A 25892-nucleotide genomic window follows, 5' to 3' on the forward strand; every position below is an offset into this window, starting at 1 on the left:
GATGACTGAACTCCCCCTGATCGGCGAGGCTGTGGCCGTCGCCGCCAACCCGCGGCTTGCGGGCGCGAAGATCGGCGTTGTCACCTTCCCCGGAACCCTTGATGACCGTGACGCCGCCCGCGCCGTGCGCCTCGCCGGCGGCACCGCCGTCGAACTCTGGCACGGCGATACCGAACTTGGTGACGTGGACGCCGTCGTCATCCCCGGCGGCTTCTCCTACGGCGACTACCTGCGCGCCGGCGCCATCGCCCGATTCGCCCCGCTGATGTCCCGGATCATCGACGCCGCCAACAGCGACGCACGGCTTCCCGTCCTCGGAATCTGCAACGGCTTCCAGATCCTCACCGAATCGCACCTGCTGCCCGGCTCGATGATCAAGAACGACCACCTGAAATTCCTGTGCCGGGACCAGGTCCTGCGCGTGGAGAACAACACCACCGCCTGGACCCTGGACTACCAGGCGGGCCAGGAAATCACCATCCCGCTGAAGAACCAGGACGGCCAGTACATCGCGGACGAGAAAACCCTCGACGCGCTGGAGGCGGAGGGCCGCGTGGTGTTCCGCTACGTGGGCTTCAACCCCAACGGTTCCCGCCGCGACATCGCCGGCATCTCCAACGCCGCCGGCAACGTGGTGGGCCTCATGCCGCACCCGGAGCACGCCACCGAACAGGGCTTCGGTCCGGAGTCCCTGGACGGCATCGGCGGTTCCGACACCGACGGACTGGGCTTCTTCACCTCCGTACTGACCAAGATTGTGGGAGGCGACAAGTGAGCATCGACACCACCAAGAAGTTCAACATCGACACGGTCGAGAACGCCGCCAAGACCCCGGACACCGAACTGCCCTGGGCTGAGCTTGGCCTCAAGCGGAACGAATTCGACGAAATCGTCAAGGTCCTGGGCCGCCGCCCCACCGGCGCGGAACTGGCCATGTACTCCGTCATGTGGAGCGAGCACTGCTCCTACAAGTCCTCCAAGAACCACCTGCGCCAGTTCGGCCAGAAGGTCACCGAGGAAATGAAGAAGGACATGCTGGTGGGCATCGGCGAGAACGCCGGCGTCACCAACCTTGGGGACGGCTGGGCCGTGACCTTCAAGATCGAATCGCACAACTCGCCGTCGTTCGTTGAGCCCTACCAGGGTGCCGCGACCGGCATCGGCGGCATCGTCCGCGACATCATCTCCATGGGCGCCCGCCCCGTTGCCGTGATGGACCCGCTGCGCTTCGGCGCCATCGACCACCCGGACACCGCACGCGTGATGCACGGTGCCGTTGCCGGCATCGGCGGGTACGGCAACTCCCTGGGCCTGCCGAACATCGGCGGCGAGATGGTGTTCGACTCCGTCTACCAGGGCAACCCGCTGGTCAACGCCCTCGCGGTGGGCGTCATGCGCCACGAGGACATCCGCCTCGCCAACGCCTCCGGCAAGGGCAACAAGGTGGTCCTGTTCGGTGCACGCACCGGCGGTGACGGCATCGGCGGCGCTTCAGTGCTGGCCTCCGAGTCCTTCGACGACACCAAGCCGTCCAAGCGTCCCGCCGTCCAGGTGGGCGACCCCTTCGCCGAGAAGGTCCTGATCGAGTGCTGCCTTGAACTGTTCAAGGGCTCCCTCGTGGAGGGCATCCAGGACCTCGGCGCCGCAGGCATCTCCTGCGCGACGTCGGAGCTTGCCTCCAACGGCGACGGCGGCATGCAGGTTGAGCTGACCTCCGTCCTGCTGCGCGACCCCACCCTGACCCCGGGCGAGATCCTGATGTCCGAGTCGCAGGAACGCATGATGGCCGTGGTGACCCCGGAGAACGTGGAAGCGTTCGAGGCCGTCATGGACAAGTGGGCCGTGGAGTACTCCTGGCTGGGCGAAGTGACCGACACCGGCCGCCTCATCATCACCTGGGAAGGCGAGGTGATCGTCGACGTCGACCCCCGCACCGTGGCACACGACGGACCGGTCTACGACCGCCCGTACGCCCGCCCCGAATGGCAGGACCGCGTGCAGGCTGACACCTTCACCGGTTCCGTGCAGGACGCCGGCCGCCCGTCTTCCCCGGTTTCCCTGGCTGCCGCCGTGACCGAACTCGTGGCATCGCCGAACATGTGCTCCAAATCCTGGATCACCAACCAGTACGACCGATACGTGGGCGGCAACACCGCCATGGCGTTCCCGGACGACGCCGGCGTGGTGCGCGTGGACGAGGAAACGGGCCTGGGCGTTGCCCTGGCCACCGACGCCAACGGCCGCTACACCTACCTGGACCCGTACCACGGCGCACAACTGGCGCTGGCCGAGGCCTACCGCAACGTCGCCACTTCCGGCGCCGTGCCCATGGCCGTCAGTGACTGCCTGAACTTCGGCTCCCCCGAGGACCCGGACGTCATGTGGCAGCTGGCCGAGGCCATCCGCGGCCTGTCGGACGCCTGCATGGTGCTGGGCATCCCGGTCACCGGCGGCAACGTCTCGCTGTACAACCAGACGGGCACCACGCCCATCCATCCCTCCCCCGTGGTGGCAGTCCTGGGCAAGCTTGACGACGTCGCCCGCCGCACGCCGTCGGGCTGGCGCGAGGATGGCCAGGCGATCTACCTGCTCGGCACCACCGCTGCAGAGCTGGACGGTTCCGAATGGGCCAACATGCGCGGGCACCTGGGCGGGCAGCCGCCGAAGGTGGACCTCGACGCCGAGCGTGCCCTGGGCGAGATCCTGATCAACGCGTCCCGTGACGGCATGATCGACTCGGCGCACGACCTCTCCGAGGGCGGCCTCGCGGCCGCCCTGGTGGAATCCTCGCTGCGCTACGGCGTGGGTGCCCGGATCGCACTGCAGGACGTCCTGGACCGGGACGGCGTGGACCTGTTCACGGCGCTGTTCTCCGAGTCCCAGGGCCGCGCGATCGTTGGCGTTCCCCGTTCGGAGGAAGTCCGCTTCACCGACATGTGCAAGGCCCGCGGCTTTGCCCACACCCGCATCGGCGTGGTGGACGCAGCCAGCGGAACCCTGGACATCAACGGCGTGGAGAGCCTGTCCTTGGACGCCCTCCGCGAGGCCCACGAAGGGACCCTGCCGAAGTACTTCGGCTAGGATCACACCCTGAGGGCGTGGGTCCAGCCGCCTGGGTAGAGCCTGGTGGGAACGGATGAATCCGTTCCCACCAGGCTCTACCTTTTTTAAGTCCTGGAACCAGCGTCCGGCCCGTCGACAGCCAGGGACAGCTGGCGTAGCGTTTTCTATCCACATGTCAGCGGCTGCCGCGGCAAGGATGCGACGGCCGGCCCGAGGAGGCTGTTATGCGCAAAGTCGCGAGGTTCCTGCTGCTCCCACTGTTGTTCTTCTTTATCGTTGCCGGCGTCCAGCCTGCAACAGCGGCCCGATACCCCACGAGCATGGCTGCACTTGGAGATTCGATCACCCAGGCTACCGACGTCTGCTGCTGGTACGGCAACCATCCGGCCCAGTCGTGGTCCACGGGCAACGGACGGTTCGACGGCATCACCAGCCACTACGAGCGGCTGCTCCAGCTGCAGCCCGACATAGCCGGTAAAAACTTCAACAACTCCCGCAGCGGTGCAAAGGCATCGGACCTTCCCAGGCAGGCTCAGGCAGCCGTCAGCCAGGGAGCGGAGTACGTCACCATCCTGATCGGCGCGAATGATGTGTGCACCTCATCGATTAGCGGGATGACCGAGGTGGAAACCTTTAGAGAGCACGTCAATAACGCACTGCAAACGCTGGACCGGATGCGCCCGCGGCCGCAGGTGTTTGTCAGCAGCATCCCGAACATCTATCAGCTGTGGAGTGTGCTGAAGGACAACGAGGTGGCACGGTTGGTCTGGTCCGCTGCCCAAATCTGCCAGTCCATGCTTGCCTCCACCAATACTCCTGAAATGCGGCAGCAGGTACTGGACCGGGAGATTGCCTTCAACGCCGTGCTCGAGCAGACCTGCGTTCAGTACAAGTCCTGCCGCACCGACGGTGGGGCGGTGTTCGGCTACGCCTTCAATGCAAATGACGTGAGCCGTCTCGACTACTTCCACCCGAGCCTCCAGGGCCAGGCGAACCTGGCGGAGGTCACCTGGAAGGCTGCTTGGTAACGATTGGTCAGTCCTCGCTGTGGATCTCCCGCTGCCGGGCGCTGAGCAGTTCGATTTCCGGGCGCCCGGCAACGAAGCGGTCGACGGCGTCGAGCACTTCCACGAGGTGCGCCCGGTCCGCGGCCACGAGGCCAACGCCCACCCTTGAGCGCCGGTACTGGTCGTGGTCGCCCACTTCTGCCACCGAGACATCGAAGCGGCGCTTGAGTTCGGCGAGCAGGGGCCTGACGACGGACCGCTTCCCCTTCAGGCTGTGGACGTCGCCCAGGAGGATGTCGAACTCAATCCAGCCGATCCACACGGGCCCGGACCTTCCTACTCGATGGTGAGCTCGCCCATCCGGTCCCAGCCATCGCCGTCGAGCTGGCGGCTGATGATCCTGGGGGTCTCGGCGAGCGCCTGGGGCATGTCAGCCATGGCCTGCTTGAAATGGACGCTGTTGACGTGGTCGCCTGCGGCATCGTCCTTGAAGGCTTCCACCAGGACGAACTCGTTCGGATCGTCCACGCTGCGGGACCAGTCAAACCAGAGGTTCCCCGGTTCCTCCCTGGTGGCCTTGGTGAAGCCATCCACCAGGCCCAGCCAGCGCTCCGACCATTCCGGCTTCACCTTGAATTTGACGACGATAAAGATCACGGGTGCGTTCCTTCCGCGGCGAGTGTTCGTGCCCCTTCAATGTACCGGGAAGTCACGTAGCGCTGCGCGGCCCTGGTCACCAGTCCGCCCGCGGCGTAGAACCAGTTCCCCGGCTTGCTGAAGGCCCGGATCCGAAGGAGCACCTCGCCGGCCTCGTTGATCTCCACCTCAAAGGACTCCTCGCCGCGGGCCGGGTGCCCCGGCAGCGTCCCGTAGCCGAAACCGGCCGACTGCGGCACGCCGTCCGGGGCGGGCTGATGGACCCAGACCACCTCGCACGGCGCATTGAGGCGGAAAGGTCCCGCACCGAACCCGCTTACTACCCGGGCTCCGGGCGCAGCTGTGGGCGAATCAGCCCGGACCCGCAGCCCTGCCCGCCTGTGCAGCTCCCACGCCAGGATGCCTTGCGCCACCCGCCGGTAGGCGTCCATGCCGGTGCCCAGCCGGGCTTCTTCCACGACGCCGGTGAATCCCGCAGGAGCCGCACCCCGTTCCGTGCTCCCCACGCCCGGATAGTTCAGGGTGCCCTTCACCAGGGGATTCCCGGTCACGGCTGTGCCCCGCCGGCGCCCGACAGCCGCGCCCACCCGAGCTGTTCCTGCTGCTTCCGGTTGAGGCCCGCCACCACCAGGTCGTAGGAGTCTTCCACCATGTCCCGGACCATGTCGTCGGGCAGCGCCCCGTCCAGGCGCACGCCGTTCCAGTGCGTCTTGTTCATATGCCACGCCCCGGTGATCTCCGGGTGGGCAGCACGCAGTTGAACGGCCAGGGACGGCTCGCATTTGAGGTTCACGTAAAAGTCCCGGAAGTCCATCGAGGACAAGGCGAAAAGCTTGCCCCGGACGCAGTTCCACCGCCGCTGAGGGCCCGGACCTTGAATACTGCCGTTTCCGGCCCGAACGGGTAATCCTCATAGGCGCCCGGGAATGACAGGCAGATTGTCCGTAGCGCGTCGGGGTCCATGAAGCCAGCCTATAAAGCGGGCCGCAGCGGTGCTAGTCTGCGAGGATGTCAGACGATCAGGGCAGCATTCCTGTTCTGGACCTAAGCACCGCACGGCAGCCCTACGGGTCTTTCAGTCCGGAATTCATCGAGCAGCTTCGGCACGCCACCCACAGCGTCGGTTTCTTCCAGATCACGGGATATGGCGGGGCGCCCGGACAGGCGGAGCATCTCCTGGACGTGATCAGGCGCTTCTTCGACCTTCCCCTGGATGAACGGCTCAAGCTGGACAACCGGCTGTCGCCCCATTTCCGCGGATACACGCGCATGGGCACCGAGGTGACCCAGGGAAGGGCGGACGCGCGCGAGCAGATTGACTACTCCCCCGAACGCGAGCCGGTCAGCGACTATCCGCCGGACGAGCCATACTGGCTGCTCCAGGGCCCCAACCTGTGGCCTGACGAATCCTTTCCTGAGCTCAAGCCGGCTGCGATGGAGTGGGCCGGGCTGATGTCTTCGGTAGGCATGGAGCTCCTCCGTGCGATTGCCGTTTCACTCCGGCTGCCTGAGGACTACTTTGACGAGCCGTTCCGTGATGCGCCCGCATGGATGGGCAAACTGGTCCACTACGTCGGCGGTGTAGTGGAGGAGGCCGGGGACCAGGGGGTAGGTTCGCACGCGGACTACGGCTTCGTCACCCTCCTGCTGCAGGACGAGGTGGGCGGGCTGGAAGTACAGCCGCCCGGTACTACGGGATGGATACCGGTGGAACCGATCCCCGGCGCGCTGGTGGTGAACCTCGGCGAAATGCTGGAAGTGGCCACTGAAGGGTATCTTGCGGCCACCATCCACAGGGTACAGGCGCCCCCGCCCGGCGTGGACCGCTATTCGGTGCCGTTCTTCTGGTCGCCCCGGCTGGACGCCGTCATCGGCCCTGTCCCCCTGCCGCCGGAGCTCAAGGCGGCTGCGCGCGGCATCACCGATGATCCCGCCAACCCCCTGCTCGCGTCCTTTGGGATGAACATGCTCAAGGGCCGGATGCGCGCCCATCCGGATGTCACCGAGCGGCACTATCCGGAGCTGATGAAGCGGTAAGCCGGTGCCGCACCCCTCGGCCGGCGTCAGAGATTGAACTGCCAGGCCACCTGGGCGGGACAGACGTCCATCACCACGTCCAGGCCCGCCGCCTTGGCCCGCGCCGCCGCCGCTTCGTCGATCACGCCAAGCTGAAGCCACACCGCTTTCGCCCCCACGGCGATCGCCTCGTCCACCACCGCACCCACCTTCTGCGAGTTCACGAAGCAATCCACGACGTCGATGGGATGCTTCCCGGGGGGAATATCACTGAGCCTGCGGTATCCCTGTTCGCCGTGCACCGGATCGCCGGGCAGGTTCACGGGAATGATATCCATCCCCAGCCTGTCCCTGATGAACAGGGACGTGTCGTAGGCGGCGCGCCATTCGTTGGTTGTGAGGCCGACGATGGCCCACCGGCCTTTGGTCCGCATCAAGCGTTCGATGACAGCTGGATCGTTAGTGTGGCCCATGGCCTTAGCCTACCTGCGTGTCCGCAGATGGCCACGGCTGCACGCCAGCGTTCGGCTGCACATCATCGGTTGAACTTCTGCAGCCAGCTGTCACCGGGCGCCGGCGTGCCGGCCGCTGCGGGGGCGCCGTTCACGGACTGGAGTACTTCCGCCAGCGGCTTCAACGCCTCCTCGGTGAGGCTGCCTTCTCCACCAGCTTCTCCCCGCCGGGCAAGCTGTCTCCGCCGGGCTGTCCAGCGCCGGGGAGGTCCGTACCCGGGCCATCCGATGTGACACGTTCCTGGGCTGGCGCCTGGGGATTATTCTGGCGGCCAGCGCCTGTCACGCCACCGTTTCCCTGCCGGGTTTGCTGATCAGGAGCGGGTGTCCCCGGTACTTTGCGGGGAGCAGGTTGCTGTGCGGCAGGCTGCCCGCCAGGAGCCTCGGCAGGGACGGTTGCACCATCAGTAACGGGGTCCGCTGCCACTGCACCGGGATCAATGCCTGACGTGTCCGGCAGCCGGATTTCCTGGTCCCCCGGGGCTGCAATGTTCCAGGACGGCCGCCAGTCTTCAAGCAGTTCCTGCACGGAGGAGCTGCCTGCCTGCACAGGAGCCTGGGAACTGGCTGCGACTCCGCTTATCCCTGTTGCCATTCCCGCCACCAGGGCAAGCCCCAGCGCCGTAGGCCTGTGGATGCGACGACGGCGGCGGGCGAGTTCATCGGCCGGAGCAACGGACGGGGTGACTTTTCCCGCGCCGGCCATCAGCCTGGCAAGTTCCGCCGACGGCGCGGGCGCAGGCAGGGATGCCAAGGATCCCAGTGAGAACAGGGCGGTGCGGAGTTCCGTATCTTCGGGATGGCCGGCGTCGGCGAGCATGTCCTCGACCAGTGCGGGCAGGCGGGTGGCGTGGGGGGTCATGGTTTGAGGTACTCCTTCACTGCCGCAAGGTCCCTTAACTTGAGGAGCGCCCGCCGCTGCAGTTGCTTGACCGCGCCGGCGCTCTTGCCCATTGCTTCCGCTGCCTGCTCCACGGTGAGCCCGGCTACAAGGCGCAGTGAGAGGACCTCCCGCTGGTCATCGGGGAGGTCATCAAGCAGCCGGAGGACTTCCTGCGGCGAAATGCGGTCCAGCGCTTCGGATTCAGCCGACGCATCCTCCCGGCGGTCGAGCTCCGGCTCGAACGTCACCTGGGCAGGAGTGCGGCTCTGGCGGCGGCGATCGTCCACCATCCGGGCGTGGGCCACCGAGAAAATGAAAGTGCGAAGTCCTGCCGCACCACCATGCACCGAGTCCAGCCGGGGCAGGACGGAGAGGAACACTTCCTGCATTGCCGCCTCCGGATCTTCGACTCCACGGGCCGTGAGGTAGCCCAGGACCTGTGACGCGTAAGTCCGGTACACGAGGCTGTAAACGGCGGGCTGCCGGGACTGGTCCCGGAGCGCCTCGTCAGTCAGTGCATCGGTCACGGACGTAGTGCTTTCAGTCAAAGAGGGGAACGCTCGGTTCAAGGCCTGACCGTGGGACGGAATGCCTTTTCCCCGGCTAACTTTACCCCTCAGTAACCGCTGCGCCGGGACCGCCACGGACGGTACCGGCTCCGGTGTGAAAGCAGCTGCCCCTGCCGCCGGATGAATGGAAGAGCCGGCCTGGAACGTGATGGGGGACAAGTTCCAGGCCGGCGCTACATAAAGGTAATCGCCGGAGCCGGTGGAAGGGTTACGCGGTTCCGGAAAAAGCTTAAGAATCTTTTGGTGGGGCGGTTACGGTGCCACGGCGCGGGTCCAGCGCGGGGCGGCCGCCAGCCCGCGCGGTCCCTTGGCAAGGCTGAAAATGTGCAGCCTCGTCGCGGGCCGCGGCCCGCAGTCGCCCTGCGAAGCGGCCGGCGCAGGCTCGTGGACGGGAAGAGGCGCCGGCGGAGCAGCTGCCCCGGCCGGGCAAAGATCGGTCACCAGTCCGGTGCCGGCGCATTCGCGGACGGCGTCGATCCCTGCCTTCACGGCAGGCTTGTCCTTGAACGCCTGGGAGACGGCCATGACCGTGCCGTCAGGCCCCAGCAACCGGAACCTGTACAGCGAGTCCGCGTCGACAAACACTTCGAAGTTCCCGGCCATAGCGACATCCTTCCAGAGGGAAATCATGCTGGCGACGCCCTCGCGCCGGCCGGCACGTACGCATCGCTGCGATTTCCGCGGGTTGTGTGAACTGCAGGTGATCGGTACACCAAGTATTAAAAAAGTTTGCGGCCCCCGCCCGCGCCCTCACAAGACCAGCCCCGTTAACCCTGTGTAAATTGCCTGCCACCTTAAAGCGGCGGCGGCAGACCCCTGGAAATGGTGGTCCGCCGCCGCCGTATCAGGACTGGCTGGCCTGGAGGGTCAGTCGTTGATGAGGTCGTTCACCACGATGGTCTGGTCCCGGTCCGGTCCCACGCCGATGGCGGAGAAACGCGTGCCGGAGAGCTTCTCCAGGGCGAGGACGTAGTTGCGCGCATTGTCCGGCAGGTCCGCCAGGGTGCGGGCACCGGTGATGTCCTCGGTCCAGCCGTCGAAGTACTCGAAGATCGGCTTGGCGTGATGGAACTCGGTCTGCGTCATCGGCATCTCGTCATGGCGGACGCCGTCGACGTCGTAGGCCACGCACACAGGGATCTGCTCGATGCCGGTGAGGACGTCCAGCTTGGTGACGAAGTAGTCCGTGAAACCGTTGACCCGGGAAGCATGCCGGCCAGGACGGCGTCGTACCAGCCGCAGCGGCGCGGGCGGCCGGTGTTGACGCCGAACTCACCGCCGGTCTTCTGCAGGTACAAGCCCATGTCATCGAAGAGTTCCGTGGGGAACGGGCCGGCACCGACGCGCGTGGTGTAGGCCTTAATGATGCCGATGGACCGGGAGATGCGGGTGGGGCCGATGCCCGAGCCCACCGAGGCGCCGCCTGCGGTCGGGTTGGACGAGGTGACGAAGGGGTAGGTGCCGTGGTCGACGTCCAGGAACGTGGCCTGACCGCCTTCCATAAGGACCACCTTGCCTTCGTCAAGGGCGGTATTCAGGACCAGGGTGCTGTCGATGACCAGCGGCCGGAGACGCTCGGCGAAGGACAGGAAGTACTCCACGATCTCGTCCACCACCACGCTGCGGCGGTTGTAGATCTTGACCAGGACCTCGTTCTTCTGGTGCAGCGAGCCTTCCACCTTCTGGCGGAGGATGGATTCGTCGAAGACGTCCTGTACGCGGATGCCCAGGCGGGCCACCTTGTCCATGTAGGCGGGGCCGATGCCGCGGCCGGTGGTGCCGATGGCACGCTTCCCGAGGAAACGTTCGGTCACCTTGTCCAGCACCTGGTGGTACGGGGCAACGAGGTGTGCGTTGGCGGAGACGCGGAGCTTGGAGGTGTCGGCGCCGCGCGCCTGCAGGCCGTCAATCTCCTGGAACAGTGCCTCGAGGTTCACTACACAGCCATTGCCGATAATGGGAACCGCGTTGGGGCTGAGAATACCTGCCGGGAGCAGCTTGAGTTCGTACTTTTCACCGCCTACGACGACGGTGTGCCCGGCGTTGTTGCCGCCGTTCGGCTTGACGACGTAATCGACGCGGCCGCCCAGCAGGTCGGTGGCTTTGCCTTTACCTTCGTCGCCCCACTGGGCTCCTACGATCACAATTGCTGGCATGGGATCCTCCCCCATTCGTTCGGGCTCCCCAGCAGCCCGCCACATCGTGGCGGCCCTGGTGCAGCGCCGTTCATGAGAATGCCCCGAGTGGACCGGCGTCCGTTGTCCCGCGGGCGGGACTGCGGCGCGATGGCCCCGGGGCCCTTACCACCCAAGTTTAGCCGATGGTGCCCTTTGTCCCCGTTTGGCCGCGGCCCTCCTTTACGCAAGGCAAAGGAGGGCCGCAACCGGTGGGCCTGTGCCCTACTCGTCGTCAGCTTCCCCGCCCGGCCGGGACGTCTGCTCGGCGAGGCCGTCCCAGAAGGAGGTGTCGGCGTCGGCGATTGAACCGTCAGCGATGGCCGCGGCGGTGGACGTCAGAGTGGTGACCGTCTGCTTGATCAGGTAGCCGTTGCTGCGCAGCCCCAGGGCGTAGCCGTCCAGGTAGTGGTCCGACATGCCGCGCATCTCGAACAGCAGGGTGGAGATCCCGTACTCTACCGCGATGCCGTTGCGGCTGATGGTTTCGGCGCTGCCGCCCTGGTACTTGCCCAGGTGACCCCAGCCTGTGGAGTCCACATTGTCGAACACCACGGCACCCAGCTGCTTGGACCTTTCGACGACGGCGGGGTCCGCGTTGGGGGTGGTGGGGTACAGGATGGAGCCGGACACCAGCTCGCCGTCACGCTCGCTGCGGGTGCCCTGGTGGTGCAGGTCGATCATGTAGTCGATGTCGTACTTGCGCATCACATTGTTGTGGAGCGCCTGCGTTTCGGGCTGGACCTTGGCAACATGGTCGCGGTTCAGGTCCACGCCCTCGGCGTTGTAGCGGGTCAGGTTGCGGTCACCCTTCGCCACGTAATCGTCCAGCGGGAAGTTCACGTCGCCCATGGCCCCGTCTGCATTCAGCATGGGAACGATCAGGATGTTCACGCCCGACAGGATGTCCCCTGACTTGCCCGTCCCCAGGTGCTTAACGAATTCCAGCGCGCCCTCGGTGGTGAGCTGTTCATTGCCGTGCTGTTGGGTGAGGTAGAGGATGGTGGGATTGTCCGGGTCCGAGATGTACTTGACCAGGTGGAGGTCCCGCCCCTTGACGGTCTGCCCGATGACTTCCAGCTCCATTGCCTGCTGCTTGGCGTCCTGGTCCTTCAGGAAGGAAACCATCTGGTCATAGGTAGCCAGCTTCGAGGTTGTGACCTGGCCGTTGCCGTCATAGTTCGGTCCCTCGCCGACGGCCTGCGCCAGCGGGGCCGGTCCTGCGACGACGGCGAGTGCCAGGGCTCCGGACACGGCAAGGGTCCTCAAGGATTTCTTCACAGCGCGTTACCTCTTTCGAGTGCATTAGGTGAGTCCAGCCGCCATGTCCCCCATTGCGGACTGTGACAACAGCCAACCAACGTAAGCGGTTTCTGTCAATCAATTCGACAAACCCTGATACCTGCGCGCTGGGGGACTTGACCGGCGTTTCGTTTCGCGCGGCTTGGTAGACTGGGCAAGGCCGGCCAGGAACCGGCCCACCCCCAATTGCCGCCGCTGATGCGCCGCGCCCCCGTGCGCCCGTTTCAGCTGCGGATGCACCGCCAATCCCCGCAGGAGACCGAGCAGTACATGACAGCACTGGCCCCCGAATCATTCCATGAGCAGCTCCTGAGCCGCCGCTACGAGCCCAACGTCGCCGCCGTCAACGAACTCTGCGATTCCCTGCAGGAGACCAGGCCCGGCACCGTGGTTCCTACGTCGACCCCATGCACGACGTCGAAGAATGCCGCATCATCAGCCTGTTCTCGAACATCGGTGAAGCAGATCCCTCCGGTTTCATCACCGCCGGCGACCAGGACGCCGCCACCCGCATGCTCGGGATCCAGTGGAAGCTGGGCCTCCGCCCGGAGTTCGTGATGCCGTGGAACGTCCACCCCTGGCACGTCCCCGGTGAGGCCAACGGAAAGTTCACCCCGGACCAGATCCAGTCCGGGCTCAAGCCGCTGCTCAATTCCTGGCCCTGGTCCCCCGGGCGTCCGTCATCGTGGCCCATGGCACCGAAGCCAACCGCCTGGCAAACCTGCTGCTGAAGACCGAGGTGCCGCTTCTGTGGCGCCGGGGGCTCAAGACCTACAAGGTGCGCTCCCTCAGCGGCCGCGCGTTCGCCGGTTCCCCGGCCCGCCAGGCGGAATACCTGGAGGACATGCGCGTTGCCTACGCCGACGCAATGGCGCGGACCGGCCTGCAGAAGGCATAACCAAAGAACGGGCCCACGCCCGCAGGGTTCCCTGGCCGAGCTTGCGAGGCGAGGGTGCGGGTGGGGAACGACGGCGGGCGGTCACCTTCGTGGAAAAGGGGCGGTTTCAAGGGGTCGTTGCAACACCTGCTGGTTAGGTGGTTAGTAGTAAATCACGTAAACGCCCGGCTGGAGTTTTCCAGCCGAGCGTTTTGCGTGGGCGGCCGTTGAGTTCCTGGGCGACGTGTTCGAGGTCCTCGGGTCCGAAGACAGACAGATCGGTGCCTTTGGGGAAGTACTGGCGCAGCAGGCCGTTGGTGTTCTCGTTCGAGCCGCGTTGCCACGGGCTTGCGGGGTCGCAGAAGTAGACCTGCATGTCGGTGGCGAGAGTGAAGGATTTGTGGGCAGCCATTTCCGATCCCTGGTCCAGGTCAGGGATCCCCGAAGGTGCGCCGGAAGGGTGGCCATGGTTTTGATGAGGCCGTCACGGACGGTTGAGGCAGAGTGGTCCTTTGGCAGGTGGACGAGCATTAGGTAACGGGTGGTGCGCTCGACCAGGGTCGCGATCGCGGACTGGTTGTGGGCGCCAGTGATGAGGTCCCCCTCCCAATGCCCCGGTATGGCGCGGTCCTCGATCTCGGGCGGACGTTCGGAAATCATGATCATGGGGTCGGTGAACCTGGGAGTGCGCTGATCAGCGGTGGCATGGGGTTTTCGCCGGGTCCGGCCGGTCCGCAGAGCTGCTTGCACCTCACGTTTAAGTCCGCCTCTGGCTTGGAGGTAGAGGGCCTGGTAAATCGTCTCTGGGCTCACGCGCATCTCCGGGTTGTCGGGGAACTCTTCGACCAGCGTGTGGCTGATCTGTTCCGGAGACCAGCGTAGGAGCAGCTTGTCCTTCACGTACTTACGCAGGTCCGACTCGCCCGCGAGTTTGGCTGTCTTGGGCCGGGCCCGCCGGGCAGTTGCCTTCCGATGTGCACCGTGGGGAAGGTAGCCCATCCGCGGATCGGTGTTTCGGGCCAACTCGCGGCTGACTGTTGAGGGCGATCTGCCGAGGGCGTGGGCGATCGCCCGCACCGAGGATCCGGCGGCCTGCAGGTCCCGGATAAGTTCCCGTTCCTTGACGTTGAGGTACCGCGGGTGGATAGGTTTCTCCAGCGCGGCCACCGGGACCTGGACCGTTTCTGTTGTGCCGGCGGCAGAGGTCATAGTGATCACACCACGTTTGTAGTCGACCACCCGGCCATCCGGATAAATGCGTCGTCCGCCGGACTTCCGGATTCCCTGGTCCCGACTCCTCAGCGGTCCGTAAATGAATACCAACTGCCGCGGCAGCTTTCCGTCGGCTCACGCCGGCGTTGCGCAGCCGGGAGAACTCGTCCCTTCCAGGGTGTGGACCTGTCCCCGGCTTTCCCTGACCCTTCAGCCCGGCTTTCCGCACCCACGCGGCGCACGTATTGGGATTCAGCCCGAGTTCCTTTGCAGCCTCCGTGGTGCTCTTAAGACGGTCGAACACGGCGAAGAACTGCTCTTTCTGCCTAGCCGTGTACTTCCGGTGCACCGACTGCTTCCGTACTTTGCCCCGGGGCAAACCAGCCTTGCGGATCCATTGGTGACAGGTCATCACATTGAAACCGAGTTCCCTCGCGGCGGCACTGACATTTTGAACCCGATCGAGGGCCGCAAAGAACTGATCCTTCTGCTCCTGCGAATATCTCCGCCGCCCAGCGGGCTTCTCCCTAAAGACGACACGGTCGTTGCAACTCCCAAAAATTCTGGGTGTTGCAACGACCGCTAGAACCCGCCAGGTGGCCGCCCGCCGTCGTTCTTTCAGCGAATGTTTGTACTACTGGCCTTCGATGGCTGCCTTGGCCGCGGGATCCGAGTCCTTGAGGAACTTCTCGATGCGCTCGGGTTCCTCCGGCTCGCCGATGGCTGCCGAGGCCCGGCCCAGCGAGTAGAGGGCGCGCAGGAAGCCGCGGTTGGGCTCGTGCTCCCAGGGAATGGGGCCGGCGCCGCGCCAGCCGTTGCGGCGCAGCGCATCCAGCCCGCGGTGGTAGCCCACCCGGGCGTAGGCGTAGGAGTCGATGGTTCGCCCCTCGGCCCACGCCTCTTCAGCCAGGATGGCCCACAGGAGCGAGGACGTGGGGTTCTTCGCCACCAGGTCCACCGCTTCCTGGCCGAGGGCGAGGTGCTGGTACACCTCGGTCTCGGCGGGCAGGAGCGTGGGCTCCGGACCCATGAGGTTTTTGCGGAACTCGTCCGACATCTAGAAGGTCTTTCCGGCCGAGCCGAGCTGCTTGGTGGCTTCGACCACGCGGGCTGCCAGGCCGGCTTCGGCGGAGGCACCCCAGACGCGGGGGTCGTAGGTCTTCTTGTTGCCCACTTCGCCGTCCACCTTCAGGACGCCGTCGTAGTTCTTGAACATGTGGTCGGCCACCGGGCGGGTGTAGGCGTACTGGGTGTCGGTGTCGATGTTCATCTTGATGGTGCCGTAGGAGACAGCGTCAGCGATCTCCTGGTCCGAGGAGCCGGAACCGCCGTGGAACACCAGGTCGAACGGGTTTTCCTTGCCGATCTTCGCGCCCACCTGGGCCTGGATGTCCTTGAGGATCTCCGGGCGGAGCTTGACGCCACCGGGCTTGTACACGCCATGGACGTTGCCGAAGGTCAGCGCGGTGATGTAGCGGCCGTGCTCGCCGGCACCCAGGGCCTCAACGGTGGCCAGGGCGTCCTCAACGGTGGTGTAGAGCTTTTCGTTGATCTCGTTCTCAACGCCGTCCTCTTCACCGCCCACAGTGCCGATTTCAACCTCGAGGATCATCTTGGCGGCGGCAGTGCGCTCCAGCAGTTCGCGGGCGATGCGGAGGTTTTCCTGCAGCGTCTCGGCGGAGCCGTCCCACATGTGGGAGTTGAACAGCGGGTTGCGGCCGGCCTTGACCTCAGCCTCGGAGGCGGCCAGCAGCGGCAGGACGAAGCCGTCCAGCTTGTCCTTGGGGCAGTGGTCGGTGTGCAGCGCAATGTTCACGCCGTAGTTTTTGGCCACCTCGCGGGCGAAGGCTGCAAAGCCCAGGGAACCGGCAACCATGTCCTTGGTGGAGGCGCCGGACCAGTAGGCCGCACCGCCAGTGGAAACCTGGACGATGCCGTCGGACTCAGCCTCGGCGAAACCGCGCAGGGCGGCGTTCAGGGTCTGCGAGGAGGTGACGTTCACGGCCGGGTAAGCGAAGCCGCCTGCCTTCGCGCGGTCGATCATTTCGGAGTAGATCTCTGGGGTTGCAATGGGCATGCTGACTCCTATGCTGAGTTTCGTCTGAGGGCTGGTAACCCGTAGACCGCTTTACGGCTAGCTCCATCCTAGCGATATCCGCCACACCGCCGCCGATTCGGGTCAGCCGTCGGTAACACTCCCGCAACCAGAAGCGCGCGCCCTACACGTGCTGGTTGAAGACGTGCCGCCGGACCCAGGCGTGCATGGCGATGGCTGCCGCTGAGGCGGCGTTGATGGACCGGGTGGAGCCGAACTGTTCAATGGATAGCGTGGCCTCCGCCGCCGTGTGGACTTCGGGTGTAAGGCCCGGGCCTTCCTGGCCGAAAACCAGCACACAGTCCCTGGGCAGGTCGTAGGTTTCCAGCGGCACCGAGTCCGGGAAAATGTCGACGCCGATGATCGCCAGCCCCTCGCCCTGCGCCCACGCCACGAAGTCCTCAACGGTGGGATGGTGGCGGACGTGCTGGTAGCGGTCGGTCACCATGGCACCGCGCCGGTTCCACCGCCGTCGTCCGATGATGTGCACCTCTTTGGCGAGGAACGCGTTGGCGGTCCGCACCACCGTGCCGATGTTGAGGTCGTGCTGCCAGTTCTCGATGGCCACGTGGAAGTTGTGCCGGCGCGAATCCAGTTCCGCCACGATCGCCTCGTGCTTCCAGTAGCGGTACTTGTCCAGCACGTTGCGGCGGTCGCCGTCGGCCAGCAGGTCCGGGTCCCAGTGGTCGCCTTCCGGCAGTTCGCCTTCCCAGGGCCCGACGCCGACCTCCGCCTTGGGCGCCGCGGCCTCCTCGGGGTGTGCGTTGGGGTCGTCGGGAAGGCCGGGCGTTTGGTTCACCCCTCAACACTAGACTGGTCCACTGGAGCAAACATCACCGGTGGAGGTAAGCGTGGCAGAAGCAGACCAGGTAGCAGGAAATCCCGCGGTATACCGCAGCGGCCAGGAAATCGAGTGCTGGCTGACGGACATGGACGGGGTCCTGGTCGACGAGAACCAGCCGATCCCGGGAGCAGCCGAACTGATCCAGCGCTGGGTGGACACCTCCAGGCGCTTCCTGGTGCTGACCAATAACTCCATCTTCACCCCGCGCGACCTGGCCGCCCGGCTGCGGGCCTCAGGCCTGGAGGTTCCGGAGGAGAACATCTGGACCTCGGCGCTGGCCACCGCCCAGTTCTTGAAGGACCAGGTGTCCGCGGGCGGCTCGGAATCAGGAAACCGCGCCTACACCATCGGCGAAGCCGGGCTGACGACGGCGCTGCACGAGGCTGGTTTCATCCTTACCGACCAGAACCCGGACTTCGTGGTGCTCGGCGAAACACGTACCTACTCCTTTGAGGCAATCACCACCGCGATCCGCCTGATCCTGGCCGGTGCCCGCTTCATCGCGACCAACCCGGATGCCACGGGCCCGTCGAAAGACGGCCCCATGCCGGCCACCGGCGCCATCGCTGCCCTGATCACCAAGGCCACGGGGCGGGAGCCGTACATCGTGGGCAAGCCGAACCCCATGATGTTCCGTTCCGCCATGAACCAGATCGACGCGCACTCGGAAACTACCGCCATGATCGGTGACCGGATGGACACGGACATCATTGCCGGCATGGAGGCGGGGCTGCACACCGTCCTGGTTCTCAGCGGCATTACGCACAAGGACGATATTGCCGCCTACCCGTTCCGGCCCAACCAGGTCCTGAACTCCGTGGCGGACCTGAAGAACCAGATCTAGAACACACTCACCCTGGAGCCGCCCCGGGGCAGCGGGAAGAACCCGTTCAGCAGTTCCTCCAGGAGGGGGTTGTACACGTTCGGGTTCCAGCCGGGGCTGGCGTGGGCGGGGGCGGCTCCGGTGGTCTGCAGGCCCGTCGAAACCATGTTGTCCTTGAACGCCACCGCCCACGCCTCGGCGGCCGTCTGGTAGCGCACGGTGCGGTCCCTCGGGTTGCCGATGTAGGCCATCCTGGCGTTGCCGATCCGCCCGGCGAACCGGGATCCGTCGAAGTAGTAGATGTAGGCGGATTCGGTTTGGATCAGCACACTGGACGGGGCGATCGGGGACAGTTGTTCCAGGGTCTGGTCCAGGATCTGCCGCCAGCTGCGCTCGTCCTTGTGGATCACCCGTTCGCCCAGCTCGTAACCGCCGCGCAGGGTGGACGGGAACCGGAAGCCGCGCTCGTAGAGGAACACCACGCCGTCGAACCAGCTTTGGTCAAGGACGTCATGCTTGCTGTACGGGCTGGAGTCCAGGACGATGAACTGCACTTCCACGCCGTGAAGCTCCAAAAGCCGGGCGGCCACCTGGGTTGCCACCATCCCGCCGAAACTGTGCCCGTAGAAGAAGAGCTTGGTGAGCTTCCGGGCGCGGACGTACTCGATCACCGCGATGACCACCTCGTCGATGTCCAGCCCCTGGTTGGAGTACCCGACGGCGGCCAGCCGGGCCCGCTTGTTCAGGGACCCGCGCAGCGAGTTCAGGATCCACTGCGCCTCTTCCCAGCTGGTTTTGTAGCCGGGGAAGAGGAACCAGCTGGCGTCCGGGTAGTAGGCGTCCGCGAAGTTGTCCGGCACGGGCAGGATCTTGTTGGTCCGGCGCTGCGACTGGACCTCCCGCGTGAGGAGCATGTCCGCCGCCAGCAATCCGGAGGCCCCGGCGCCGGTGAGGAATGTGCGCCGGGAAAAGCGTTTCAGGGCAGCGGCTTCCGCCAGCAGGCGGGCCGCGGAAGACCCGCGCCGGTCCTGCGGACTTACCTCCCCCTCATACGGCACGCCTCTACCGTAGGCACAACCGAAGACACGCCCGCAAGGAGCGGGGTGTAACCATTCAGTGACGCCGGGTCAACTGGCGGTCTGGTCCTCTGCCGCAGTGGACGGCGCTTCGGGATCCTGCCGGCGCCGGAGGATTTCCCGGCCGATGTCGTTGTAGCGGCCCAGGAGGTCCGAGCCGGCGAGTGACGAGGGGTTGTCCAGCAGGGCGAACAGGGTATCGCTGGCCGCCAGAAGTTCTTCGCCCGAGTATTCCTGCAGCGGCCGGGAGAACAGATCCTCAAGCCGGGCTGCCGGCACGCCCAGGAATTCCCGGCTGACGTCCGGAAGGAGGGCGTCGTCGTCGGAAGCTGGAACAGTCCGCCCGGCAGGGCTGCCGGCAGGTGTCCAGCTGCCGGTGGAAGTTGAGATCTGGAGAGAGACGCCGGCGCCGTCAATCCCGGCCAGCGCGGTGATGTCCATGGCGTTGAGGTCGCTCCGCAGTCCCGCCAGCGCGGCGGACTCCACCAGCGCAGCTTGGGAAAGGTCAACGCGGATATGGGAGCGGATGCCCATGCGCCGGACCCGGCGGATGATGTGAACCAGGTCGGGGCGCGACTCGTGGTTCAGGCTCCCCCGGACGTCGATCCGGACGGTCTCGGCGGGGACGTCGAGGTTAACGAGGGCGTTCAGTGCGCGGTCCATAGGTACTCCAAAAAAGGGTGTCTATGGCCGACGGCTCAACCTCGGTAAGCGTAACTCCCAGTTCCAGCCGGGCACAACCCGCCAGTAACAACGCCGGGCATCAGGCAGATTGGTCGGACTGCCTTTGGCTGGGTTCCTGGTAGTGGGTCCTGGTGCCGCTGCCGCCCACTGAATCAACCAGGGACCGCGCGATGTCCCGCAGTTTCGTGTTGCTGTTGCTGGAAGCTTCGGTGAGGATCTGCACGGCGGCCTGCTGGCTGCACCGGTTCTGCGCCATCACGATGCCCACGGCGATATCGATAATAGTGCGGGACTCCAGTGTGGCACGCAGGTTGGCCGCGCTGTCCGTGTGCAGCGAGAACCGCACTGCCAGCCGCAGCGCCTGGGAGATCTCCCGGGTGTAGCCGCGGGCTTTCGCGGCAGCCTTTTCATCGAACTTGTGCGGAACGTCCGAGTACAGGTTGAGTGCCGCTTTGGCTTCGCCCTGCAGGTTGAAGGGCAGCGAGAGCACGGACCGGAGGCCATGCGAAGCCACCGCGTTGGCGTAGTCGGGCCCCCAGCGGTTCTCCTTGAGGAGGTCCGGCACGTGGACCTCGCGTTCTTCCTCGGCCGCAGTGAGACAGGGCCCCTGGGACAGGGAGTACTGGATCTCATCCACTTCCCGCGCCGAGTCGCTGCTCCAGCCGATGGTGGCTGCCTTGCGGTCCCGGAGAAGGGTGATGCCACACAGCGCATCATCCCCGTCACCTGCCACCTGGTGCGCGGAGAACCGTGCCAGCTCGTTGAGGAAATCCTCGAAGTCTGCACTTTCCAGGATGAGGTTCTGGATCTGCTCGTTGGTGTTCAAGGGCTGTTCAGAGGGGAGCATGCTGCACGTTCTCCGTAGGGGGAGTTAAGGGTTAACGCAAATGATAGGCCAGCCTCAGCCGGTCATCCAACAGAATGCAGCCCCAGTCCCCGGGAGGCTGCTCCAGCAGGCCGCCGCCCCGGGCCTGCGGGGCGGCGGCGGATGGCTGCGGAAAGACCCAGCTCGTCCTTGCTGAACGCAAACAGGTAGGGAACACCGGTTTCGGCTTCAATCTTTTCCTTGGCCCCGGTGTCGCGGTCCACGATCACTGCCACCGCTACAACATTGCCGCCGGCGTTGCGGACGCCCTCGACGGCGGTCAGGGCGGATCCGCCGGTGGTGGAGGTGTCTTCAGGACCAGGACCTTGCGTCCTTCCACGGACGGGCCTTCCACCTGGCGGCCCATGCCGTAGGATTTCTGCGCCTTGCGGACCACGAAGGCGTCCACGGCACGGCCGGCGTCGGCAGCTGCATGCATGACGGCCGTACCCACGGGGTCGGCGCCCATGGTGAGGCCGCCGGCGCATTCGAAGTCGATCCCGGCGTCGTCGGCAAGCGCGAGCATGACCTGGCCCACCAGTTTGGAGGCCTCGTGGTGCAGGGTGATCCGGCGGAGGTCGATGTAGTAGTCAGCCTCCGCTCCGCTGGAGAGGATCACCTTGCCGCGGACCACGGCAAGTTCCTTGATCAGTTCGAGCAGGCGGGCACGGGCGGCTGCAGCGTCCACTGCAGTCTCACTGGGGAAGTCATGGGTTCCAGTTTAGTCGGGACAGGCCGGTGGACATGCTTGAGCAGTGTCGGCGCCGCTGGCTAGGCTGGGGCACATGCGCGAACTCCAGGCCTCCATCATCAAGGAAATGGGCGTACAGCCCCGGATCGATCCTGCCGGGGGAGGTGCGCAAGCGCGTCACATTCCTCAAGGACTACCTCAAGGCAACACAGACCAGGGGCTTTGTCCTGGGCATTTCCGGCGGCCTGGATTCGTCCCTGGCCGGAAAGCTCGCCCAACTGGCTGTCGACGAACTGGAGGCCGAGGGCGCGGAAGCCAACTTCGTGGCGGTGCGCCTTCCCTACGGCGTCCAGCACGATGAGGCGGATGCCCAGGCCGCCCTTGACTTCATCCGGCCGAAGACGGAGTGGACATTCAACATTTCCGCTGCCGTTGACGGCTTCGAGGACGAGTTCGAAAAGACTGTGGGTAACGGGATCTCGGATTTCCACAAGGGAAACACCAAGGCCCGGACGCGCATGATCGCCCAGTACGCGCTGGCAGGCGAGCACAACTACCTGGTGATCGGCACCGACCACGGCGCGGAGTCCGTCACCGGATTCTTCACCAAATACGGCGACGGCGGCGCGGACATCCTTCCGCTCTTCGGCTTGAACAAGCGGCAGAACCGCGCCCTGCTGGCGGAGCTTGGCGCTCCGGCGCGGATCTGGGAAAAGGTGCCCACAGCCGATCTCCTGGACGACCAGCCGGGCCGCACCGATGAAGACGAACTGGGCCTGACCTACGACCAGATCGACGACTACCTGGAAGGCCGGGACGTTCCCGCGGACGTCGCCGAACGCATCGAACAGAAGTACCTGCGCACCCGGCACAAGCGGACCGTCCCTGTCACGATTTTTGATACCTGGTGGAAAGGCGAGGGCCCCGAAGAGGCACGCACCGGGCTCTAACCCGCGGCGTTTCCGCCCAACTGCTGGGTGATCCGGTGGGCCTCTGCCATCAGCAGCCCGCCCAGCTCCTCTTGGCGGTCCGGCCGGAACCGGGGCTCGATACCGGTCAGGGACAGCGCCCAGGCGGGCCGGCCGGACCTGTCGAACACGGCCGCGCCCATCCCCCAGCTGCCTTCCAGCACCAAACCGGGATTCACTGCATAACCCTGCATCCGGGTGGTGCCGAGGTTTTCCCGCACCAGCTCCCGCGTGTGGTTCGCGGCGAAGGCACCCGCATGCTTTCCCAGTCCGCCAGCAGCTCCTCCTGCTCGGCCTCCGGCAGGAACGCCATGATCGCCGTGCCCGCGGAGGCCACACCCAGGGGGAACCGGACACCCTCGTGGAGGACGAAGGACCGGACCGGAAAGCTGCCCTCCTCCCGCAGCAGGCAGACAGTCTCCGAGCCGCGGCGGATCGAGAAGAATGCGCTCTCGCCGGTGGCCTCGGCAAGCCGGCGGAGGCTGGGGCGCGCAATGTCCTCCAGCGGGAACCGGGCGGACGCGACCGATCCCATCAGAAGGATTTCCGGCCCCAGCACCCAGTTTCCGGATGCCGGGTCGTGGTCCAGCAGTCCCTCGCTTGCCAGGGAGGCGAGCAGCCTGTGAACCGTGGGCCGGGTCAGTCCCGACTCGCGGACCAGGCCGGCCAGCGGCATGCCGTCCGCACTGCGCGCCACCAGGCGTAACAAACCGGCGATCCTGCTGACCACCTGCGCCCCCTGCATCGGAACTGCACCCATCCCCACTCCTTTTGTCCACATTATGGATATGTATCAGCTTACCGTCCACAGTCTAGATACACAGTTTATCCGCACACTTTCGGGCCTTGACACCCCCAGCCCACCTCCCTAGCCTCGAAGTCACCACCACGTGTCCACAAAGTGGATATCTGACTCTCAACGAGGAGACACCATGAGCAAAGTCCAGCCCTCGGCCGCGGCCGCCCTGCAGGGGGCGCTTAGGGACGGGATGACCCTCGCCGTGGGCGGGTTCGGCCTGAGCGGCATCCCCTCGGATCTGATCGAGGCCGTGCGGGATTCGGGGGTGCAGGACCTGACGGTGGTCTCGAACAACATGGGCGTGGACGGCAAGGGCCTGGGCATCCTGATCGAGGCGGGCCAGGTCCGCAAAGTCATCGCCTCCTACGTAGGCGAAAACAAGCTGTTCGCCGAGCAGTACCTCGCCGGAAACCTCGAGGTGGAGTTCACCCCGCAGGGCACCTTGGCCGAGCGGCTGCGCGCCGGCGGCGCCGGCATCCCCGCCTTCTACACCAGGACCGGCGTGGGCACCCTGTTGCCGAGGGCAAGCCGCACGAGGTGTTCGACGGCGAAACGTACGTCCGGGAGCGCGGCATCGTGGCCGACGTCGCACTGGTCCACGCCCACACCGCGGACACGGACGGCAACCTCATCTACCGTTACACCGCGCGCAACTTCAATCCCGTGGTGGCCACCGCCGGGAAGCTGACCATCGCCGAGGCCGAGGTCATCCTCCCGCCCGGCACCCTGGACCCGAACCACATCGTCACCCCCGGCGTGTTCGTCCAGCGCCTGGTGCAGGCCGCCGCCCGGGTCAAGGACATCGAACAGCGCACCGTCCGGCCCCGCACCGAGCCCGCCGCTGAAGCGCTGGCCCTCTGAACCCCCACCACTTTCGAAGGAGAAACCCCATGGCCTGGACCAGGGATGAAATGGCCGCCATCGCGGCCGAGGAACTGAATGACGGCGACTACGTCAACCTGGGCATCGGCATCCCCACACTGGTCGCCAACAACCTGCCCGAGGGCGTGCGCGTGGTCCTGCAAAGCGAGAACGGCCTGCTCGGCATGGGCCCGTTCCCCTACGAGGGCGAAGAGGACGCAGACCTGATCAACGCCGGCAAGCAGACCGTCACCGTCCTGCCCGGCAGCAGCATCTTCGACTCCGCCACCTCGTTCGGCATGATCCGCGGCGGCCACGTCAAGGTCGCCATCCTCGGCGCCATGCAGGTCTCCGGCAACGGCGACCTCGCCAACTGGACCATCCCGGGCAAGATGGTCAAAGGCATGGGCGGCGCCATGGACCTCGTGGCTGGCACACCCCGGGTGGTGGTCCTCACCGAGCACAACGCCAAGGACGGCACCGCCAAGATCGTCCGCGAATGCACGCTGCCGCTCACCGGGCTGGGCTGCGTGGACCGGATCATCAGCGATCTCGCCGTCTTCGACCTCGTGAAAAAGGACGACGGCGGGCGGCGGCTCACGCTCACCCGCATGGCGCCCGGCGTCACGCTGGGTGAGATCCACGACAAAACCGACGCAGAATTCGACATCGCCCTCGAACGCGAAGGAGCCATCGCATGAGCCTCAAAGAACAGTTCGGCAAGGACATCCTCATCACCGGATGGGGGCACAGCAAGTTCGGCAAACTCACCGACGAGACCCTGGAGTCCCTGATCGTGCAGGTGGCCACCGACGCCATCAACACCGCGGGAATCGAGCCCGGACAGGTGGACGAGGTCTACGTGGGCCAGTTCAACTCCGGGATGATGCCGCTGGCCTTCCCGTCGTCGCTGGCGCTGCAGGTCTCTCCCGACCTCGCCAACGTACCCGCCACCCGGGTGGAAAACGCCTGCGCCTCCGGATCCGCCGCGTTCCAGCAGGGCACCAAATCCCTGCTCGCCGGCACAGCGAGGACCGTCCTGGTGATCGGTGCCGAGAAGATGACCCACGCCGGGGCCGACGTGGTGGGCGCCGGACTGCTGGGCGCCGACTACGATATGGCCGGCAAGTCCTCCACCACCGGCTTCACCGGGCTCTTCGCCGACGTCGCCAAACACTACGCAAAACGCTACGACGCCGACGGGAAGCTCGGCGACGTCCTGGGAACCATCTCCGCGAAAAACCACCGCAACGGCGTGGACAACCCCTACGCCCAGCTCCGCAAGGACCTCGGCGAGGAGTTCTGCCGCACGGTCTCGGACAAGAACCCCATGGTCGCCGACCCCCTGCGCCGCACGGACTGCTCGCCCGTGTCCGACGGCGCCGCCGCCGTCGTCCTGTCCACCTCGCCAACAGGCGGCACGGCGTCGCCCGTGCGGCTGGCCGGGTTCGGCCAGGCCAATGACTTCTTCCCCGCCTCCCGCCGGGACCCCGTGGCCTTCGAAGCCACCCGTGTGTCCTGGCAGCGCGCCCTGGCGATGGCCGGCGTCGGAATCGCAGACCTGGACCTCGCGGAAGTGCACGACTGCTTCACCATCGCCGAACTGCTCGTGTACGAAGCCATGGGCCTCACCGAGCCCGGGCAGGGCGCCCTGGCCCTCGAGGAAGGCTGGGTCTTCAAGGACGGGAAGCTGCCCGTCAACCTCTCCGGCGGCCTCAAATCAAAGGGCCACCCCGTGGGCGCCACCGGCGTCTCGCAGCACGTCCTCGCCGCCATGCAACTCACCGGCACCGCCGGCGACATGCAACTGGCAAACCCCCGCCGCGCTGCCGTCCAAAACATGGGCGGCGTCGGAATCGCCAACTATGTCAGCATCCTCGAAGCTGTCTGACCGGAGCTTGGAGCCGCCGTCGT

21 protein-coding genes and 8 pseudogenes are annotated in these 25892 nt (G+C 65.8%); 10 read left to right on the top strand and 19 right to left on the bottom strand.

The window, feature by feature from the left end; genetic code table 11:
* Position 1: 1 nt before the first annotated feature.
* The 3 genes from purQ to ACPEE0_RS17110 all read left to right on the top strand — a co-directional run bounded on the left by purQ (position 2) and on the right by ACPEE0_RS17110 (position 4091).
* Entirely contained in the window at positions 2 to 775 is a 774-nt protein-coding gene (gene purQ / locus ACPEE0_RS17100; protein ID WP_009359058.1) for a phosphoribosylformylglycinamidine synthase subunit PurQ, read from the top strand.
* The gene (purL, locus tag ACPEE0_RS17105; protein WP_424574932.1) at positions 772 to 3081 is read left to right on the top strand and encodes a phosphoribosylformylglycinamidine synthase subunit PurL; all 2310 of its coding nucleotides are present in this window, start codon (positions 772 to 774) and stop codon (positions 3079 to 3081) included. The genes purQ and purL overlap by 4 nt, the downstream gene beginning before the upstream one ends.
* Positions 3082 to 3287: 206 nt before the next feature.
* Positions 3288 to 4091, top strand: a complete 804-nt coding sequence (locus ACPEE0_RS17110) for an SGNH/GDSL hydrolase family protein (protein ID WP_424574933.1) — start codon at positions 3288 to 3290, stop codon at positions 4089 to 4091.
* A gap of 7 nt (positions 4092 to 4098) precedes the next feature.
* Here the strand turns inward: ACPEE0_RS17110 and ACPEE0_RS17115 are convergent, their stop codons facing one another.
* The 4 genes and pseudogenes from ACPEE0_RS17115 to ACPEE0_RS17130 form a co-directional block, all read right to left on the bottom strand.
* Positions 4099 to 4392 (bottom strand): DUF503 domain-containing protein, encoded by a 294-nt coding sequence (locus tag ACPEE0_RS17115; protein ID WP_009359054.1) that lies wholly within the window; start codon positions 4390 to 4392, stop codon positions 4099 to 4101.
* 14 nt (positions 4393 to 4406) lie between these two features.
* Positions 4407 to 4727 carry a putative quinol monooxygenase gene (locus ACPEE0_RS17120; protein ID WP_009359053.1) on the bottom strand — a complete coding sequence of 107 codons (321 nt, stop codon included), beginning with the start codon at positions 4725 to 4727 and terminating at the stop codon, positions 4407 to 4409.
* A complete protein-coding gene (locus ACPEE0_RS17125) occupies positions 4724 to 5278 on the bottom strand; it encodes a DUF1990 family protein (protein ID WP_424574934.1) in 555 nt (184 codons plus the stop codon). The genes ACPEE0_RS17120 and ACPEE0_RS17125 overlap by 4 nt, the downstream gene beginning before the upstream one ends.
* Positions 5275 to 5690: pseudogene (locus tag ACPEE0_RS17130) on the bottom strand (MmcQ/YjbR family DNA-binding protein). The gene ACPEE0_RS17125 and the pseudogene ACPEE0_RS17130 overlap by 4 nt, the downstream one beginning before the upstream one ends.
* A gap of 45 nt (positions 5691 to 5735) precedes the next feature.
* Here ACPEE0_RS17130 and ACPEE0_RS17135 point away from each other — a divergent pair.
* Entirely contained in the window at positions 5736 to 6764 is a 1029-nt protein-coding gene (locus ACPEE0_RS17135; protein WP_424574935.1) for an isopenicillin N synthase family dioxygenase, read from the top strand.
* A gap of 26 nt (positions 6765 to 6790) precedes the next feature.
* Here ACPEE0_RS17135 and ACPEE0_RS17140 read toward each other — a convergent pair whose 3' ends face one another.
* From ACPEE0_RS17140 to ACPEE0_RS17165, 6 genes and pseudogenes are all read right to left on the bottom strand, one after another.
* Complete coding sequence (locus tag ACPEE0_RS17140; RefSeq protein ID WP_407708907.1) at positions 6791 to 7216, bottom strand: CoA-binding protein; 426 nt, start codon at positions 7214 to 7216, stop codon at positions 6791 to 6793.
* Between the two features lie 160 nt (positions 7217 to 7376).
* Entirely contained in the window at positions 7377 to 8117 is a 741-nt protein-coding gene (locus tag ACPEE0_RS17145) for a hypothetical protein (RefSeq protein WP_424574936.1), read from the bottom strand.
* On the bottom strand, positions 8114 to 8665 hold the full coding sequence (locus ACPEE0_RS17150; RefSeq protein ID WP_009359048.1) for an RNA polymerase sigma factor: 552 nt from the start codon (positions 8663 to 8665) through the stop codon (positions 8114 to 8116). The genes ACPEE0_RS17145 and ACPEE0_RS17150 overlap by 4 nt, the downstream gene beginning before the upstream one ends.
* Positions 8666 to 8959: 294 nt before the next feature.
* Positions 8960 to 9310: a YegP family protein gene (locus tag ACPEE0_RS17155; protein WP_009359047.1), complete on the bottom strand. Its 351-nt coding sequence runs from the start codon at positions 9308 to 9310 to the stop codon at positions 8960 to 8962.
* A gap of 264 nt (positions 9311 to 9574) precedes the next feature.
* A pseudogene (locus ACPEE0_RS17160) lies at positions 9575 to 10863 on the bottom strand (adenylosuccinate synthase).
* 243 nt (positions 10864 to 11106) lie between these two features.
* Positions 11107 to 12162: a M14 family zinc carboxypeptidase gene (locus ACPEE0_RS17165; protein WP_354177223.1), complete on the bottom strand. Its 1056-nt coding sequence runs from the start codon at positions 12160 to 12162 to the stop codon at positions 11107 to 11109.
* A gap of 291 nt (positions 12163 to 12453) precedes the next feature.
* Between ACPEE0_RS17165 and ACPEE0_RS17170 the strand changes: the two are divergent.
* Positions 12454 to 13081 (top strand): annotated as a pseudogene (locus ACPEE0_RS17170) (uracil-DNA glycosylase).
* Between the two features lie 133 nt (positions 13082 to 13214).
* Here ACPEE0_RS17170 and ACPEE0_RS17175 read toward each other — a convergent pair.
* From ACPEE0_RS17175 to ACPEE0_RS17190, 4 genes and pseudogenes are all read right to left on the bottom strand, one after another.
* Positions 13215 to 14621: pseudogene (locus ACPEE0_RS17175) on the bottom strand (IS30 family transposase).
* Positions 14622 to 14906: 285 nt separating this feature from the next.
* Positions 14907 to 15329 carry a DUF3151 domain-containing protein gene (locus ACPEE0_RS17180; protein WP_009357194.1) on the bottom strand — a complete coding sequence of 141 codons (423 nt, stop codon included), beginning with the start codon at positions 15327 to 15329 and terminating at the stop codon, positions 14907 to 14909.
* Positions 15330 to 16349, bottom strand: coding sequence for a class II fructose-bisphosphate aldolase (fbaA, locus tag ACPEE0_RS17185; protein ID WP_009357195.1), 1020 nt, complete (start codon positions 16347 to 16349; stop codon positions 15330 to 15332). It lies immediately after the preceding gene.
* Positions 16350 to 16491: 142 nt separating this feature from the next.
* On the bottom strand, positions 16492 to 17166 hold the full coding sequence (locus tag ACPEE0_RS17190; protein ID WP_424574937.1) for a TrmH family RNA methyltransferase: 675 nt from the start codon (positions 17164 to 17166) through the stop codon (positions 16492 to 16494).
* A 52-nt stretch (positions 17167 to 17218) separates the two neighbouring features.
* Between ACPEE0_RS17190 and ACPEE0_RS17195 the strand changes: the two genes are divergently transcribed.
* A complete protein-coding gene (locus ACPEE0_RS17195; RefSeq protein ID WP_424574938.1) occupies positions 17219 to 18055 on the top strand; it encodes an HAD-IIA family hydrolase in 837 nt (278 codons plus the stop codon).
* Here ACPEE0_RS17195 and ACPEE0_RS17200 read toward each other — a convergent pair.
* The 4 genes and pseudogenes from ACPEE0_RS17200 to pyrE all read right to left on the bottom strand — a co-directional run.
* Positions 18052 to 19092, bottom strand: coding sequence for an alpha/beta fold hydrolase (locus ACPEE0_RS17200; RefSeq protein ID WP_424574939.1), 1041 nt, complete (start codon positions 19090 to 19092; stop codon positions 18052 to 18054). The genes ACPEE0_RS17195 and ACPEE0_RS17200 overlap by 4 nt on opposite strands.
* A 69-nt stretch (positions 19093 to 19161) precedes the next feature.
* Complete coding sequence (locus ACPEE0_RS17205; protein ID WP_424574940.1) at positions 19162 to 19773, bottom strand: hypothetical protein; 612 nt, start codon at positions 19771 to 19773, stop codon at positions 19162 to 19164.
* Positions 19774 to 19873: 100 nt separating this feature from the next.
* Positions 19874 to 20641, bottom strand: coding sequence for a GAF and ANTAR domain-containing protein (locus ACPEE0_RS17210; RefSeq protein ID WP_009357200.1), 768 nt, complete (start codon positions 20639 to 20641; stop codon positions 19874 to 19876).
* Positions 20642 to 20793: 152 nt separating this feature from the next.
* A pseudogene (pyrE, locus tag ACPEE0_RS17215) lies at positions 20794 to 21347 on the bottom strand (orotate phosphoribosyltransferase); the annotation flags it as partial.
* Positions 21348 to 21444: 97 nt separating this feature from the next.
* Here pyrE and nadE point away from each other — a divergent pair.
* A pseudogene (gene nadE / locus ACPEE0_RS17220) lies at positions 21445 to 22300 on the top strand (ammonia-dependent NAD(+) synthetase).
* Here nadE and ACPEE0_RS17225 read toward each other — a convergent pair.
* A pseudogene (locus ACPEE0_RS17225) lies at positions 22297 to 23078 on the bottom strand (IclR family transcriptional regulator). The pseudogenes nadE and ACPEE0_RS17225 sit on opposite strands and share 4 nt — an antisense overlap.
* Positions 23079 to 23250: 172 nt before the next feature.
* On the opposite strand from ACPEE0_RS17225, the pseudogene ACPEE0_RS17230 reads away from it, so the two are divergent.
* The 3 genes and pseudogenes from ACPEE0_RS17230 (at position 23251) to ACPEE0_RS17240 (ending at position 25869) form a co-directional block, all read left to right on the top strand.
* Positions 23251 to 23978 (top strand): annotated as a pseudogene (locus ACPEE0_RS17230) (CoA transferase subunit A).
* Between the two features lie 29 nt (positions 23979 to 24007).
* Positions 24008 to 24679 (top strand): CoA transferase subunit B, encoded by a 672-nt coding sequence (locus ACPEE0_RS17235; protein WP_009357205.1) that lies wholly within the window; start codon positions 24008 to 24010, stop codon positions 24677 to 24679.
* Entirely contained in the window at positions 24676 to 25869 is a 1194-nt protein-coding gene (locus tag ACPEE0_RS17240; RefSeq protein ID WP_424574941.1) for an acetyl-CoA acetyltransferase, read from the top strand. Before ACPEE0_RS17235 ends, ACPEE0_RS17240 begins: the two co-directional genes overlap by 4 nt.
* Positions 25870 to 25892 lie beyond the last annotated feature (23 nt).

Source organism: Arthrobacter sp. SD76, from assembly GCF_049726125.1.
Classification (GTDB): domain Bacteria; phylum Actinomycetota; class Actinomycetes; order Actinomycetales; family Micrococcaceae; genus Arthrobacter; species Arthrobacter nitrophenolicus.